Below are 15,259 nucleotides of genomic sequence, written 5' to 3'. Positions count from 1 at the left end.
GGGAGTTTCGAAATATGAAGACGAAAATCACGCAATTGGCGCTAGCCACGGTGTTGTTTGTTTCGGGTGCCGCTTCCGCCGCGATTGTCGCGCGCGTTGAGCCGGCCCAAGGCGAAGGCGCCAACGCGCCGGTCGTGAAGTTCACGATGACCAATACCGGCAAGTCGGCCGTGCAGGTTGTCCGCTGGGAAACCCCGTTCACGGGCCTGCTCGGTGAGCAGTTCTCGGTGACCTTCAATGGCGTGGAAGCCGAATACGTTGGCCGCCACTACAAGTGGGCCGATCCGCAAGATTACGACATGATCACGCTCAAGGCCGGTCAGTCGCGCTCGATCGTCGTGGATCTCTCCGAGGTCTACAACCTCAGCGAAACAGGCGTCTACCAGATTTCGTATCAGAATTCGCTGCGTACCTTGCTGCAGGGCGACCGCAGCACGGACGAAGCAAAAGCCCTGCAAGGCACCGTTGCGTCCGCCCCCATCAGCATGTTTGTGGAAGGCGTGCCCTATAACCCTCCGGCGATGCCGATTGCGTGGGACCAGGCAAAGGCTAACGCTTCCGGTTTTACGGGCTGCACCAGCACCCGTCAGTCGCAGATCAACTCGGCAATGAACAGTGCGGGCACGTACGCGGCGAATTCGCTGTCCTACCTGAATGCCGGCAAGACTGGTTCGCGTTACACCACGTGGTTCGGTACCTACAATTCGAGCCGCTACAACACGGTCAAGGCGCACTACGTGAAGATCGATGAGGCGCTCCGCATCAAGCCGGTGACCTTCAATTGCACCTGCACCGACTCCGCCTACGCCTACGTCTACAAGAACCAGCCTTACAACATCTTTGTTTGCAACGCGTTCTGGTCGGCGCCGAGCACGGGTACGGACTCCAAGGCGGGTACGATCGTGCATGAGCTGAGCCATTTCACTGTGGTGGCGGACACGGATGACCATGCCTATGGCCAGACGGCTGCCAAGAAGCTGGCGACCACGAACACGACCAAGGCCATTGACAATGCTGACAGCCATGAGTACTTCGCCGAAAACACCCCGGCGCTGAACTAATTTCTGTTGCATGTGTTGACAGAAAGCCCGCGGTTCTGCCGCGGGCTTTTTAATTGTGTTGCCCAAGCTGGCACAGTTGCCGCTAATATTGTCCTGCGCGACAGGGTGATGCCGCGTATTTGGCCAAGGATAGCCGGGAGTTCGGGAATGACTCCGGCCTGGAGGACGAGATGCTGATATTGACGAGACGAGTGGGCGAAACATTGATGATTGGCGATCAGGTGACCGTGACGGTGCTTGGGGTCAAGGGCAATCAAGTTCGCATTGGTATCAACGCCCCGAAGGAGCTCGCCGTCCACCGCGAAGAAATATTCCAACGCATTCGAAAAGAGCAGGAAGGCGGCGAAGCGACGCCCGATGCGGATGCAAAAGCCTGATCGAAAACGATTTTCTGAAACAGCTTGGCGAAACGAACTGCACCCGCTAAACTAGTAGACCAAGCCTCAGTACACCCCATTCTGGAGAGATGCCCGAGAGGCCGAAGGGGCTCCCCTGCTAAGGGAGTATAGGGTCAAAAGCTCTATCGAGGGTTCGAATCCCTCTCTCTCCGCCAGAAACAAAAATGCCCCCGCAAGGGGGCTTTTTTGTTTCTGGCGGAGAGAGATTGGGTTGAGAGCCCGGGGCCGCCGATAGTGTTTCGATTGTCGCCACGAGCATTCCGGCCCCCGGGGTTCGACAAAATTTGTCTGGAACAAATTTTGGACGGCGAAGCCGGCCCGCGCGCCAGCGCGGGTGAAGCACAGGATGTGCTTCACATATCCCTCTCTCTCCGCCAGAAACGAGTTGCCCCCGCAAGGGGGCTTTTTTGTTTCTGGCGGAGAGAGATTGGGTTGAGAGCCCGGGGCCGCCGAAAAACTTCCGATGAACACCGCAATCGATCCGGCCCCCTGGGTTCGACAAAAATTGTCTGGAACAATTTTTGGACAGCGAAGCTGGCCCGCGCGCAGCGCGGGTGAAGCACAGGATGTGCTTCACATATCCCTCTCTCTCCGCCAGAAACGAGTTGCCCCCGCAAGGGGGCTTTTTTGTTTCTAGCGGAGAGAGATTGGGTTGAGAGCCCGGGGCCGCCGAAAAACTTCCGATGAACACCGCAATCGATCCGGCCCCCTGGGTTCGACAAAAATTGTCCGGAACAATTTTTGGACAGCGACAAGTCTGCAGCAGTCGCCCGCCGTAGGCCGTATCAGGCAAAACCGTGCATCGAGGCTCGGCCTACTGATCGAGCCCCGGCTTGATCTGGCTGGCCAGCGCGGCGTTGCCGTTCGCAGCCGTAGCGCTTGCTACGGCCCGCTCACGGCGCCTTGCGCTGACCACCCATCTCGGCGCCGGCATCTCGATCGCGAGCGACTGCTGCAGACTCGGCCCGCGCGCAGCGCGGGTGAAGCACAGGATGTGCTTCACATATCCCTCTCTCTCCGCCAGAAACGAGTTGCCCCCGCAAGGGGGCTTTTTTGTTTCTGGCGGAGAGAGATTGGGTTGAGAGCCCGGGGCCGCCGAAAAACTTCCGATGAACACCGCAATCGATCCGGCCCCCTGGGTTCGACAAAAATTGTCTGGAACAATTTTTGGACAGCGACAAGTCTGCGGCAGTCGCCCGCCGTAGGCCGTATCAGGCAAAACCGTCCATCGAGGCTCGGCCTACTGATCGAGCCCCGGCTTGATCTGGCTGGCCAGCGCGGCGTTGCCGTTCGCAGCCGTAGCGCTTGCTACGGCCCGCTCACGGCGCCTTGCGCTGACCACCCATCTCGGCGCCGGCATCTCGATCGCGAGCGACTGCTGCAGACTCGGCCCGCGCTGTGTGCTCATTCAGTTCGGGCTTGCTTGCCGCTTCGCCCGGATACCTATTGTCGTCACTCCGGCGAAGCAGGCTCTGTGAAAACGGTTGGAGTTTGCGGCGCCACCTCAATGGCGTCATCCCGACGAAAGTCGGGACCCAGAGCAATCTGGCCAGGGTGCTGCAAGTATTCTGGGTCCCGACTTTCGTCGGGATGACGGGAACAGAGTAGGTCGCCTTGCGATGGCGTCAGGCGCCATGAACGCAGGCGCCAAATCCGTTTTCACACAATCTGCTTCGTCGGGGTGACGACAATACGGATTGGTGCGACAACGCGCGGCTGCCGCCTAGGTGGCACTGCAGCGGTTGCGATACATGGGTTGCGATACATGGGTTGCAATGCAACTGGCCCCAAGCCATCCCTCAATCCGAGTCGAGAACCGCTTGGCCTCAACGCGGGGCTGCCGCCGAGGTGGCACTGCAGCGGTAGCAATACATGGGTTGCGATAAATGGGTTGCAACGCATCTGGCCCCAAGCCATCCCTCAATCCGAGTCGAGAACCGCTTGGCCTCAACGCGCGGCTGCCGCTGAGGTGGCACTGCAGCGGCAGCAATACATGGGTTGCGATACATCGGTTGCAATGCAACGGGCCCCAAGCCATCCCTCAATCAGAGTCGAGAACCGCTTGGCCTCGTGTCTGATCAATCAGCGCTCTCGTGAACCCTGCCTGGCGTTCCTCCAGCAGGCGAATCTGAAACCGGCAGCCCGATTCGTCAAACGCCTCGGCTTCTTTCGCCGCGTCAAACTGTTCGAGCAGATGATGCATCGCGCCGAGTTGGGAAAAGGGCACCCAGAACCCTAACGACACGAACGTGAGCAATGGCCGCCGCTCGGCAAGACGAAGACATTCGGCAGCCGAGCCACCGTAGGCCCGAACCAAGCCGCCGGCACCGAGCTTGATGCCGCCAAACCAGCGCGTGACCAACACGACCACCTGGTCAAATCCTTGCCCATCGATCGCTTGCAAGATCGGGCGTCCTGCCGTCCCTGCCGGCTCGTCAGCATCGAAGAATCGGTACTGGTCACCCACCCGCCATGCGTAACAGTTGTGCCGGGCTTCCTGGTCGGAATACTGCGCAACGAACTGCAAGGCGGCATCGGATGTTTCCGCCGGGCCGGCTGCCACTAGAAATCGACTCTTCTTGATTTCGAATTCGGCCCGCTCCAGCCGGCAGAGCGTGGCCTTCATCGCCCTTGTTTTTCGAGATCGCTGGGGAGCGGATAGTTCGGATAGGTCTTCTTAAACTCAGCCAGTTCTTTCTTGACTTCATGGAAGCGTCGTACTGACCTGAGCCCGCGAATCTGTTCGATCCATTCCTCGGGTTCGAGAATCTTTTTCGGCTTGGCGTCCTGCTTACTCGGCGCCGGCGCATTGTCGGGACTGGCCTGGCCTGGACCGGACAGCGCGCCACCGGTATAGCCTGCGGCGCGATTCGAGGACTCCGGCGGTTCGGCCATCACCGCGTGATCCTGGGCGACATGCGGCTCGGCAAACTCCCGCTCTGCGCGCGCGCTCGAACGCGCCAGTCCGTCATCACTCGCTGGCGCCGTGGCGGCGTCAGCGAGGAGGTCGGCTGGTTGTGACGTCGCCGTCTCGGCAATCGGCGGGGGCTCAGCCGGAGGCGGTGGTGGTGGCGGTGCTGCCACCGCCGGGGCGGGCAGGGGGGCTGCGGCTGGTGGCATGGGCGGCGAGTTCGCCATTTCCTTGCGCTCGGCATCGCGATTCGGGAGGTCAATCCATTCGAACTCGACGATCACCTCGTCTTGCTTCGCAGCCGTCTGCTCGATCGCAGCGACCTGATCGCGACGCTCTCCCTGGATCGTGCGCCAGCCAATGCCTGCTGCCAGCGCCAGCGACGCCACAGACGCCAGCGGCACCAGCCAGCGCGAGCGCTTGGCCTTGGGTTTGGCCACGGCTTCGCGTGCCTTGGCCATGATGGCGATATCGAGCTCGCGCGACGGCTCCGCCGCGGGCAGCTTTTGATAGCGTGCGAACTCTGCTTCGTATTCTTTCAGCAGGGCTTCGAAATCTTGGTCATGCGGCGTGTTCATCGCAACCTCGCTCGCAATTTTTCCAGCGCATAGCGCAAGCGCGACTTGGCGGTCTCCCGCCCGACGCCCATGACTTCGGCAATCTCCTCAACACCCAGTTCCTGCTCGGCGCGCAACAAGAAGGCCTGCCGCTGGTCCAGTGGCAGCTCGGCGAGCGCCCGCTGCATCTGGCGCGCCTGCTCGAAATCACTGAGCACGCGGTCCGGCTCATCGCGGACCTCGGTGGGCGTCGTGCGAAAGGCCTCTTCGGCCGACTCGCCAGTGTCTTCAGGACGCTGGCGGCGATAGTGGTCGATCAGGAGATTGTTGGCGATCTGCAGGAGCCACGTGGTGAACTTGGCGTCCGGACGGTAGCGGTCACGGGCGGTGACCACGCGGCTCCAGGTGTCCTGAAACAGTTCGTCGGCGAGATCGCGACGACTCATGCCGCGCAGGAAAAAGCGATAGAGCGTACCCCGGTGGCGCTGATACAGAATCTCGAAGGCGCGGGCATCGCCACCTTGATACGCCAGCATGAGATCTTCGTCCGCCCGTTCCGTCATAACCCGAGAGCGTACGTGATCTGTGGGGCGCGACCAAGACCTTGACTTACTGATCGGCGCAAGATCAAGCGGATTTTCTGACTCGAACGCCTGCGGCAGGCTCGCCTGCAGGCTCGTCAGCGACCACAGCAGGGTCATGGCTTACGTCCGGCAGCGTCGGCCCGCCAGCGCGGGGGCAGGTGGCGCCGCCGGGGCTCATCCTGAGCCGATCGGAGCCGAGTTGGTTTCAATAGAGACATCGTCCTTGGATTCCTGAGTTTGGCCGGCCCGGTTCTCTTAGAACCAAGTCAGGCGATGCTCTGGAAACGGGGTGCGAGGCAGATTGGGGTTAAAACGAAATAGATTAACCAAATCAGTCGCTTAGGTCCTTGACAAAGAACCGGTCGCAGCTGAAGTGCCCGGTATTGCCAAGCGGACCCGCGATTTCGGTGAAGCCGTTCGCCCGGTAGAGCTTTTGCGCGGCGTGCATGCCTTCGAGTGTTTCCAGATAGCAGCGTTGGTAGCCAAAGGCCTTCGCAACGGCCAGACAGCGCTCAATGAGGGCACGACCGGCGCCGAGGCCGCGGGCTTCGGGCAAAAAGTACATTTTCCGAAGCTCGCAGATGGTGCCGGTGCCATCGCCCGCCAGCCCTGCAACGCCGCCGCCGCCGACGACCGTGCCGGCGGCCTCGACGACGAAATAGGCCGATCGCGGCGCGCCGTAGCTTTGACTCATGAAGTCGACTTCCGGGTCATGGATCGCGAAGCCGGGGCCGTCAGCGCCAAACTCCGGCATGACCCGTCGAATGATCGCCGCAACGATCGGATCGTCCTTCGCTTCAATCGGGCGGATCGTGACGTTCATGCTTCGGCAAACGGCGGCAGCGCCGCACACAAGGCGGCGTGGGCGACATCCAACGGTACTCGCTCTGGCTCGCCATATTGCGCCAACCATTGCAGCATCAGGTCGAGTTGGACCGCGCCGCGGTACTTCGCGACGGCGTAGTCCACGCGATGAAACATCACCATTGCGTAGCGCGACACGAATTGCGTCGGGAACGCGTCCGCCAGGCGACGTTCGAGTTGCTTGATGCGGTGGAACTGCTCATCGGCCACTTGGTCCCGCATCTCGACGTAGTTCTCGAGTGCCAGGTCGGCAATGGCATTGGCGTTTGGCTTGCGCCGATCTTGAAAACGCGCAAAGGGCGTATCGGCATCGGCCAATAAGTGATCGAGCGCGATGCAGTCCTCGAACGCGCAGTTCATGCCCTGCCCATGAAAGGGCACAATGGCGTGTGCCGCGTCGCCGATCAGCACCGCTGTTTCGTCCAGATGCCAGCGATCCAGACGTAGCGTGCCGAGCATGCCCGTTGGGTTGTTGAAAAAGTCCTGCTTCCATTCCGGCATCACGCTGATCGCCGATGCGAAGTCGGTTTGGAAAAAAGCTTCGGCGGCAGCTGGTGAGGTGAGCGTCGCAAAGCTCGGATTTCCCGCGTTCGGCAGGAACAGCGTCACAGTGAAACTGCCGTCGATGTTTGGCAGCGCAATGAGCATGTAGCCGCCGCGCGGCCAAATATGCAGGGCGTTGCGCTCAATGCGGAACGCGGCGTTGTCGCCAGCTGGAATCTCCAGCTCCTTGTAGCCATGACCTAGCGGCTCAAATCGTTCGCCCAATTCAACGACTGCGGCCATCGCCTTGCGGACGGCCGAGCCGGCGCCATCGGCGCCAATCAGGCGACTGAACTGAAATGTCTCAGCACTGCCGTGCTTTTCGTCAACGGCCACCAGCGTACGATCGTCAAAGTTCACGTCTTCGACGCGCTGATCGAACAGAATGCGGGCGCCAGCCGCTTCGGCGGCGACGAGCAGGATCTGGTTCAAGCGGCCCCGGTTGACCGACCAGATCACTTCGGAATCGTCCTTGCCATAACGCTGCAGGTACGGTGTCTCGCCGACCTCGTGGATCATGCGACCACGCATCATTACCGCGTTGTCGAGCAGCGCCTGCTCCAGGCCCGCTTGGCGCAACGCATGCAAACCGCGTTCCGCCAACGCCAGATTGATCGAGCGGCCACCGAAATAGCCGTCAGTGCGTGGATCTGGTCGACGCTCCAGCACCAGTACGGACTCGCCGCGGCGCGCCAGGAGGAGCGCCATCAGGGCGCCTGCGAGCCCGCCGCCCGCCACCAGGATCGGCGCGCTCACACTTGCTCCCAACCGGCTTTGGGTGCAAAGCGGGCGCCGTATTTGGCCGCCAGTGTTTCCAGCCGAGCTTTCAGCGCCTCCTTGCCGGTGTCCTGAATGTGCTGCACCGGGCCGCCTCGGAACGGGGCGAAGCCGGTGCCGAAAATCATGCCGGCATCGCAATGCTCGGCACTTTCGACCACGCCTTCAGCGAGACACGCCACGCACTCGTTGAGGTAGGGGAGGATCATCCGGTCCTCCAGGTCTGCCGGCACTTGGTAGCTGCTCGGCACCTCGGGCTTGACCGGCTTGCCGTCTTTCCAGGTGTAGAAGCCCTGGCCGTCCTTCTTGCCGCGTTTGCCGCTGCCAATCATCTCGGTCAAAGCCGTGGGCACGTCGAGCTTGAGGAACGGGCACAGCACTTTCGAGACCGACGTGGCGATGTCCAAGCCCACCGTGTCCATCAGTTCGATCGGACCCATCGGCATGCCGAACTTCTTCGCGACCTTGTCGATCACCGGCCCTGGCACGCCTTCAGCGTAAAGGGTTGCCGCTTCGAGCATGTACGGAAACAGCACGCGGTTGACCAGAAAGCCCGGCGACGACGCGACCGGCACGGGCAACTTGTCGATGCCTTTTGCGAACGCTGCCATACGCTTCAGCACGTCGGGCGACACCTGGTCGTGCTTGACGATTTCGACGAGCGGCATCAATGCCACCGGGTTGAAGTAGTGCAGTCCGACAAACTGTTCCGGTCGGGCCAGCTTGGCGCGAAGTTCGTTCAGCGGAATGCTGGACGTGTTGCTGGCCAGAATCGCCCCGGCCTTCATTCGTGGCTCCAGATTCGCATAGAGACCCTGCTTGGCTTCCAGGTTCTCGAAGATCGCTTCGATGATCAGGTCGGCTTTGGGGACCTGCGCGCTGTCGACATCCGCCATCAACCGTTTGTTGACCTCGGCGATCTTGTCGTCGGTTTTCAGCTTCTTCTTGAAGAGCTCCTGTGCGCGATCCAGTGCGGGCTGGATGTACTTCATCTCGCGATCCTGCAGGCTCACGGTAAAGCCCTGCAGCGCGCACCACGCGGCAATATCGCCACCCATCACGCCCGCGCCGACCACGTGCACATGCTTGATCTCGTGGGCCGCACCACCCGCGAGGCCTTTCAGCGCCTCCTGCAGGAAATAAACGCGTACCAGGTTTCGGGCCGTCGACGTTTCGGCCAGTTTGACCGTTGCCCGCGGCTCAGCCCGCAGCGCCTGTTGCAAATTGCCGCCGTTCTTGCGCCAGAAGTCGATCATGGCGAACGGCGCTGGATACTGCTTTCGGTCGGCCTTGCGGGCAACCTGCCCGTACATGGCCTTGCTGAGCACCATGCGCGCGAGGCGTGTATTCGTGATCCAGGCCGTGAGGCGCTGGCCGAGTCGGCGCTTGCCGCGGAACTTGAGCTGGTTCAGCGCGGCGTCCAAGAGCCCCGATTCCGGAACCACCTTGTCGACCAGACCCACTGCTTTGGCATTGCTGGCACTCAGGGTTCGGCCGGTCAGCATCATGTCGAATGCTGCCTTGGCGCCGACGAGATGCGGCAGGCGGGCCAAGCCGCCCCAACCCGGCTGGATGCCGAGCATTACCTCGGGCAGGCCGATACGCGTCTTGGCATCGTCGCTGGCAACCCGGAACTTGCAGGCCAGCGACAGCTCGGTGCCGCCGCCCATACAGTGGCCGTGAATCGCGGCGACAGTCGGGATTTTCAGTGCCGCAACCTTGCCAAAGACCCGGTGTCCGCGCTCAATCGCGCTCAACGTCAGGCTACGCGCCGAAAAGTCGGCGAATTCCTTGATGTCGGCGCCAGCGATAAAGCCAGCGGGCTTCGCCGAAATGAACACCAGGCCCTTCGGGGGATTCAACGGAAAGCGGTCCAGAATCCCGGAAAGCTCCTCCAGCACGGCCGCGCTCAGGGTGTTGACCGAGCTGCCGGCGCGGTCAAACGCCAGGACGAGCACATTGTCCCGCTCGAAACGGGGCTTCCAATGCTGCAATTTCAAGCCTTCAAACATGCGCAAGTCTCCTGAGTGGAACCGTGATCAGCGAACCTCGGAGCATAATGCTTTCCGATTCGAGCAGTTCGTCAAGCAGAATTTGTCTGGCGCCAGACGGCGGGATGAACCGGGCAGACTCGGCAGACCCTGGCGAAATAGCGAATTTTCGCCAAACCGGTCCGGATTCCCATGTAGACGGTCTAGTTATTCGGCGGGGACGGCGATAAGGTTCGGGCATGAGCTTTGGCAGCCCGTCAACCACGACCGAATCCACGTCCATATTCGTCACGCAGAAGCTGTACGACGAAATCTTGGGCAACGACCGGCATTTGATCGCGATCGAGACGACGCGCGCGAGCGACATCGTGCAGCAGTTTCGGCAATTTGCCCTGCGCTCCGGGGGCGCGTTATACCTTTGGACTGAGGAAGTTGGCATCACGAACCTCCGTGAGTCCGACTTGCCGGTGCCAGGCAGTCAGCGTTTTCACGATGCGCTCCGGCACATCGCCAACAGCTTGCATGGCGGCATTTATGTGTTTGTGGGCTTTTCCAAGCAACTGCGCTCGCCGGCTACCAGTGTGATCCGGCAACTGGCCCGCCAGACGGGCCCGGGCGCCAAGAAAGTGGTTTTTGTCGATACCAAGGTGCGTCTGCCTGAGGGATTGGACGTGTTCGTCAATCGGTTCGCGCATGTGGCGGAAGAAAAGAAACCGCCCCGGCTGCGCGACGGACGCTGGGTGTTCTGACCGTCATGCGTGGCTCGGTTCTGATTCTGGTCAATGAGCGCGGCGATCGGCGCAAAATGTTCGAGTTGCTCGATGCCAAGGATTTCGAGGCGATTTTCGCTGCGAAGGATGTGGCACAGGCGCGCAGCATGCTGGCCTCCGAGGACGCGCCCGATCTGATTGTGCTTGAGTTTGCTGCCCTGGACGCCGATGTCCGCGCGCTGGCCGAGGAGATCAGTCATGACTCCCGTCTGGCAGGCGTGCCCTTGGTCGGCGTCATTGCCGGCAGCCTGGATTCGGTCTTCGGCAATGTCGTGCCGCAGCAGGTTCGCGCCTGGGTCAGTTCGCCGGTGGACGGCGAGGCTGCCTGGCAGATCATCGAGCGGGCGATCGCGCCCGCGCTGCCTGACCCTGCTCAGATCGCCGAAGCGGTCGAGGGCCAGTCCGGCTCCAGTATCGCCAGCTATCGATTTGCGTTCGATGCAAGCCTCGATGAGTTGGTGCTGTCCGATCCGGTTACGGGTCGGATCGTGGATGTCAACTACACCTTCATTTCGCAGTCCGGAATCAGTCTCCAGAGCATTGTCGGCAAGCCGCTGGATGATCTGGACCTGACGAATCGCGGGCCGTCCCGAAAAGAGCTGCTGACTCAGGCCATGCGCCAGGGCAGTGTGCGTTATCGGTGCCAGATGCCGCGCGGCGATGGCTCACGGATCACGGTTGACGCCCACATCCGGCTGGTCAAGGCCGATGGCCAGGTCCGTTTGCTCAGCAGTTTCCGCGTGCAAGCGTCCGATCCGAGCCGGCGCGTGTTTGGCGATTTTGTCGACAGTCTTTGGGCGGCCCGCGGTGCCGAGACGCTTGCCCGGAATCTGACGCAGAAACTGGTCGATTATGCAAAGCTCGAATTCCTGCTGTTGCTGGCCAAGCGCACGGAAATTGGCGACGGTCACGATCTGGTCGTGTCGCACGTACGGCCCGGCTTTGCAGTCACGGTTGTCGAGCAGCTGAAAGGCCCGATTCTCCGCAAAGTGTTGGATGGCGAAGCGTTTCTGGCGAACACAAATGCCTGGAAGGCCCTAGGCTCGGCCGCGACCGATACGCAGGGCCGCATCGAGATGCTGTTTGGCGTGCCGATTCGCGACGAGCGCCAGGTCGTGATTGGTGCGGTCGTCGGGGCGGGCCGTCAGGCGTTTGGCGAGGACGCCGGCTTGGCACACTGGGTCCGGGCACTGAGCTCACGCGTGGCGCTGGAGCTCGAGATCGAGCGTGCCCAGGAGCTTGGTCGCGCGAAGGGCCTCCAGGATTCGCTGACCGGCCTGCCTAACCGCTTGCTGTTCAACGATCGGCTCGAAACCACGATCAAAGAGGCGCATCGCACCGGCGAAATGTTTGCCGTGCTGTTTGTCGATCTGGATCGGTTCAAGACCGTCAATGACAGCCTGGGCCACAGCGTCGGCGACGAACTCCTGATTGCAGTCGCCAAGCGCCTGCGCAGCTGTGTGCGCGGTTCCGACACGGTGGCGCGATACGCCGGCGACGAATTCACCTTGATCCTTCGGCACATCGTGCAGCGCGAAGACGTGCTGCGCATCGCCGAAAAAATCTGTCGCGTATTGGAAGCGCCGCTGACGCTTTCTGACGGTCGCGAACTGCACGTTACCGCCAGTATTGGCATCAGTTTCTATCCGGACGACGCCGACTCGGCCGAAAAGCTGCTCATGCATGCCGATATCGCGATGTACAACGCGAAGGGCATGGGCCGGAACAACTTCCAGACCTACGTGGCGGTGCCGGAAGAGTCGCACCAGCAGCGTCTGGCGCTGGAATCCAAGCTCCGTCTGGCCGAGCGCAATGGCGAGCTGCGCGCCTATTACCAGCCGCAGGTCAGTTCGCAGACCGAAGACATCATCGGCATGGAAGCGTTGATCCGTTGGGAACACCCGGAGCTCGGCATGATCTCGCCCGGGTTTTTCATTCCGCTGGCCGAAGATACCGGGCTCATTGTGTCGATCGGCGAATGGATGCTTCGCACCGCATTGGCCGATACCAAGCGCTGGCATGATCGCTTCAATCTGCCGCTTCGGATCAGTGTCAATCTGTCGGCGCTGCAGTTGAAGCAGCCCAATCTGAAGGACGTCGTGGAGCGGGCGGTTCGCGATACCGGTCTCGACGCCAAGCACGTCGAGTTGGAAGTGACCGAAAGCATCAACGTCAAAGGGATTCCGAATCTGATCGAGACCTTGCAGTCGCTTCGCGACATGGGCTGTTCGATCGCGATCGACGATTTCGGCACGGGCCAGAGTTCGCTCGACTATATTCGTCGCTTCCCGGCCGATCGGATCAAGATCGACCAGGTGTTTGTCCGCAACATTGGTGTGGATCCCGACGACGAGGCCATTGTCCGCGCCACCATCAATATGTCGCAGCAGCTGAATCGCGGCGTCATTGCGGAAGGCGTGGAATACGAGGAGCACCTTCGCTTCCTGCGCGATCATGGTTGCGAAGAACTGCAGGGCTACCTGTTCTGCCGGCCGCTGCCCGCCGCGAGTTTCGAGAATCTGCTGGCCGAACGTGAGAAGCTGGTGGGTCCGCCCCGCATGCCACAAGTGCTCGGCGATGATTGAACTTTTTTTGAGAGCCCAGGTCCAAGCCTTGTCCGTAACAAGATGGGAAGGAAACCATGGGCCAGTCAGCCATCCAGAACTGGGTCACCGCAAACGTCAGGAAGCCGCTGGAGCGGCTCGGGACGAAGTCTGTGAGTGAGTCTGAAGCCGACCTGGAGCTGGTCCGGCGCGTGCAAGCAGGCGAGCGCGGCGCGTTCGATTTGTTGGTCCGCAAGTACCAGCACAAGGTGTTCGCGATCGTCGGCAAATACGTCCACGACCATGCCGAATGCCAGGATGTCGCCCAGGACACGTTTATCCGGGCCTACCGGGCGATCAGCAATTTCCGCGGCGAGAGTGCCTTTTACACCTGGCTGTACACGATTGCGACCAACACCGCCAAGAACCATCTGGTGTCGTTGGGTCGGCGTCCGCCAAGTGACGATGTGCAGCTCGACGATGCCGAGCATTTCGAGCATGCGCTCCGGATGAAAGACGTCGCCACGCCCGAGCGTGAGTTGATGCGGCAGGAGATCGAGCAGGCCGTCACCCAGGCGGTTGCCGATCTGCCCGAAGAATTACGGCAAGCGATCACCTTGCGCGAGGTGGACGGCTTGTCCTACGAAGAGATCGCGCAGAAAATGAATTGTCCGATCGGCACCGTGCGTTCCCGAATCTTCCGGGCTCGCGATGCGATCGACGTCCGCCTGCGACCGTTGATGGGCGGACAAACTGCCAAAGTGGAAATGTCATGAACGATTCGATCCGCGAACAGTTGTCTGCGCTCAGTGACGGCGAACTTGCCGCTGACAGCGCGCGTTTCCTGCTCAAGCGTCTGGATCACGATCCGGAACTGAGCGAAACCTGGGAACGCTACCACCTCATCCGTGATTGCCTTCGGCGCCAGAACCCGCTCGCGCCACCCGATTTTGCCGCACAAGTCATGGCTGGTATCGATGCCGACGCGCAGCCGGCGTCGGTGCAGCGCGCAGCGCGTGCGGCTCGCGGTCGATTTGCGCAGTGGCTGGGTGGCGGTGCCATCGCCGCGGCGGTGGCGGTGGTTGCCCTGATGTTCTCGGTGCCAACACCCATTGATACGGCTGCACCGCAGGGCAATTTGGCCAGCGTGGAATCGCTGACGACGGCTGACCTTGCCCCCGCATGGCAGTTGTCGCCAGTGTCGGATCGGCAGGCGGTAGTCGTGTCGGCGTTGCCGAGCCAAGGCGAGATCGATGCCTATTTCATGCAGCATGCTGAAGGATCAGCGAGCTCTGGCCAGATGGGCGTGCTGCCCTATGTGCAAACCGTGGCCGCGAAGCCGGTGATCGGCGTGAACTGCGAGTCGCCATCGGCATGTTGAACTCCCGCTCCTGGCTGTTTGGGCTCTTGGCCCTGTCAGCCACCTGGGTCCATGCGCAGGATGGTCTGAACTGGCTTCGGCAGCTGCAACACTCACAAAATCGCAACGCCATTGATGGCGTTGCCGTCTACGCCCACGATGGCCGCATTGATGCCATTCGAATTCTGCTGCAACCGGGGCCGGAGCTTTCGGGCCAGTTTGCGAATCTGGGTGGCGATCAGCGCCAGTTGGTCCGCAACGGCGACCAAGTCCGCGTGCAGCTGCAAGGCTCCACGGTTGGTGCCTGGCCGGCCTTCACCAGTTTCGCGAATGCCGGCATCGACCAGGTCGCCAAGAATTACCGCGTTCGTGAGATCGGCAACGATCAAGTGGCAGGCTTGGAGGCCGTCGTCGTTCGCGCCGAACCGATGGATGACCTCCGCTTTGTGCAGCAACTCTGGTTCGACCGCGCGAGTGGGCTGATTCTTGGCAATGTCGTGCTCGATCAGCGGCATCAGCCGCTGGAGCAGGTCATGTTCACGAATCTTCGAACCAGTCCGGCCGCTGCCGACGCCAAGCCCGCGTTGCCAGAGCCGGAGCCGGCGCACCAACCGGCGACGAGCAGCGTGCCGTTGACGTTGCCAAAGGGATTTGTCTTTGTGGCCGAGCGTCGTGATGCCTTGCGTAGCCTGAATCAGTTCTTGCTGAGTGACGGGCTCGCGCTGGTATCGATGTATCGGGAAGCCAAGCCCGCGGCCACTACGGGTGACTTTGCGTCCCGCCGCGGTGCGGTGAATCTCTATGGGCGGCAGGGTGAGCAGTTGCGCTGGGTCGCAATTGGTAACGTGCCGTTGTCGACGTTACGGGAACTGGTTGAATCCAACGCTGGTCAATAGTCCG

At 61.3% G+C, this 15,259-nt stretch carries 15 protein-coding genes and 1 tRNA gene; 8 read left to right on the top strand and 8 right to left on the bottom strand.

What is annotated here, in order from left to right; all coding sequences use genetic code 11:
• Positions 1–14: 14 nt before the first annotated feature.
• The 3 genes from C7S18_RS11715 (at position 15) to C7S18_RS11705 (ending at position 1,614) form a co-directional block, all read left to right on the top strand.
• A complete protein-coding gene (locus tag C7S18_RS11715; protein ID WP_170113234.1) occupies positions 15–1,061 on the top strand; it encodes a M35 family metalloendopeptidase in 1,047 nt (348 codons plus the stop codon).
• A gap of 170 nt (positions 1,062–1,231) precedes the next feature.
• Positions 1,232–1,438 carry a carbon storage regulator CsrA gene (gene csrA / locus C7S18_RS11710; protein ID WP_106891739.1) on the top strand — a complete coding sequence of 69 codons (207 nt, stop codon included), beginning with the start codon at positions 1,232–1,234 and terminating at the stop codon, positions 1,436–1,438.
• Positions 1,439–1,521: 83 nt separating this feature from the next.
• A tRNA-Ser gene (locus tag C7S18_RS11705) sits at positions 1,522–1,614 on the top strand.
• 659 nt (positions 1,615–2,273) lie between these two features.
• Here C7S18_RS11705 and C7S18_RS11700 read toward each other — a convergent pair.
• From C7S18_RS11700 to C7S18_RS11665, 8 genes are all read right to left on the bottom strand, one after another.
• Positions 2,274–2,462, bottom strand: a complete 189-nt coding sequence (locus tag C7S18_RS11700) for a hypothetical protein (RefSeq protein WP_106890915.1) — start codon at positions 2,460–2,462, stop codon at positions 2,274–2,276.
• Between the two features lie 237 nt (positions 2,463–2,699).
• Positions 2,700–2,867 carry a hypothetical protein gene (locus C7S18_RS24495; RefSeq protein ID WP_170113233.1) on the bottom strand — a complete coding sequence of 56 codons (168 nt, stop codon included), beginning with the start codon at positions 2,865–2,867 and terminating at the stop codon, positions 2,700–2,702.
• A 633-nt stretch (positions 2,868–3,500) separates the two neighbouring features.
• A complete protein-coding gene (locus C7S18_RS11690; protein ID WP_106891737.1) occupies positions 3,501–4,085 on the bottom strand; it encodes an IMPACT family protein in 585 nt (194 codons plus the stop codon).
• A complete protein-coding gene (locus tag C7S18_RS11685; RefSeq protein ID WP_106891736.1) occupies positions 4,082–4,948 on the bottom strand; it encodes a hypothetical protein in 867 nt (288 codons plus the stop codon). Before C7S18_RS11685 ends, C7S18_RS11690 begins: the two co-directional genes overlap by 4 nt.
• Entirely contained in the window at positions 4,945–5,490 is a 546-nt protein-coding gene (locus C7S18_RS11680; protein WP_106891735.1) for an RNA polymerase sigma factor, read from the bottom strand. Before C7S18_RS11680 ends, C7S18_RS11685 begins: the two co-directional genes overlap by 4 nt.
• A gap of 352 nt (positions 5,491–5,842) precedes the next feature.
• Positions 5,843–6,334 (bottom strand): GNAT family N-acetyltransferase, encoded by a 492-nt coding sequence (locus tag C7S18_RS11675; RefSeq protein ID WP_106891734.1) that lies wholly within the window; start codon positions 6,332–6,334, stop codon positions 5,843–5,845.
• Positions 6,331–7,626 (bottom strand): FAD-dependent oxidoreductase, encoded by a 1,296-nt coding sequence (locus tag C7S18_RS11670; protein ID WP_425481103.1) that lies wholly within the window; start codon positions 7,624–7,626, stop codon positions 6,331–6,333. Before C7S18_RS11670 ends, C7S18_RS11675 begins: the two co-directional genes overlap by 4 nt.
• A gap of 44 nt (positions 7,627–7,670) precedes the next feature.
• Entirely contained in the window at positions 7,671–9,707 is a 2,037-nt protein-coding gene (locus C7S18_RS11665) for a 3-hydroxyacyl-CoA dehydrogenase NAD-binding domain-containing protein (RefSeq protein ID WP_106891732.1), read from the bottom strand.
• Positions 9,708–9,925: 218 nt separating this feature from the next.
• On the opposite strand from C7S18_RS11665, the gene C7S18_RS11660 reads away from it, so the two are divergent.
• From C7S18_RS11660 to C7S18_RS11640, 5 genes are read left to right on the top strand one after another with little or no spacing between them, the layout of a single operon-like run.
• Positions 9,926–10,435 (top strand): hypothetical protein, encoded by a 510-nt coding sequence (locus C7S18_RS11660; RefSeq protein ID WP_106891731.1) that lies wholly within the window; start codon positions 9,926–9,928, stop codon positions 10,433–10,435.
• 5 nt (positions 10,436–10,440) lie between these two features.
• On the top strand, positions 10,441–13,041 hold the full coding sequence (locus tag C7S18_RS11655) for an EAL domain-containing protein (RefSeq protein ID WP_106891730.1): 2,601 nt from the start codon (positions 10,441–10,443) through the stop codon (positions 13,039–13,041).
• A gap of 56 nt (positions 13,042–13,097) precedes the next feature.
• Complete coding sequence (rpoE, locus tag C7S18_RS11650) at positions 13,098–13,775, top strand: RNA polymerase sigma factor RpoE (RefSeq protein WP_106891729.1); 678 nt, start codon at positions 13,098–13,100, stop codon at positions 13,773–13,775.
• Entirely contained in the window at positions 13,772–14,380 is a 609-nt protein-coding gene (locus tag C7S18_RS11645; RefSeq protein WP_106891728.1) for a sigma-E factor negative regulatory protein, read from the top strand. The genes rpoE and C7S18_RS11645 overlap by 4 nt, the downstream gene beginning before the upstream one ends.
• Positions 14,374–15,255, top strand: a complete 882-nt coding sequence (locus tag C7S18_RS11640) for a MucB/RseB C-terminal domain-containing protein (protein WP_106891727.1) — start codon at positions 14,374–14,376, stop codon at positions 15,253–15,255. The genes C7S18_RS11645 and C7S18_RS11640 overlap by 7 nt, the downstream gene beginning before the upstream one ends.
• Positions 15,256–15,259 lie beyond the last annotated feature (4 nt).

Origin of the sequence: Ahniella affigens (genome assembly GCF_003015185.1) — a bacterium.
Lineage (GTDB): Bacteria > Pseudomonadota > Gammaproteobacteria > Xanthomonadales > Ahniellaceae > Ahniella > Ahniella affigens.
The sequence above is the reverse complement of the archived record's forward strand: the minus strand, read 5'-3'. Positions and strand labels throughout refer to the sequence as shown.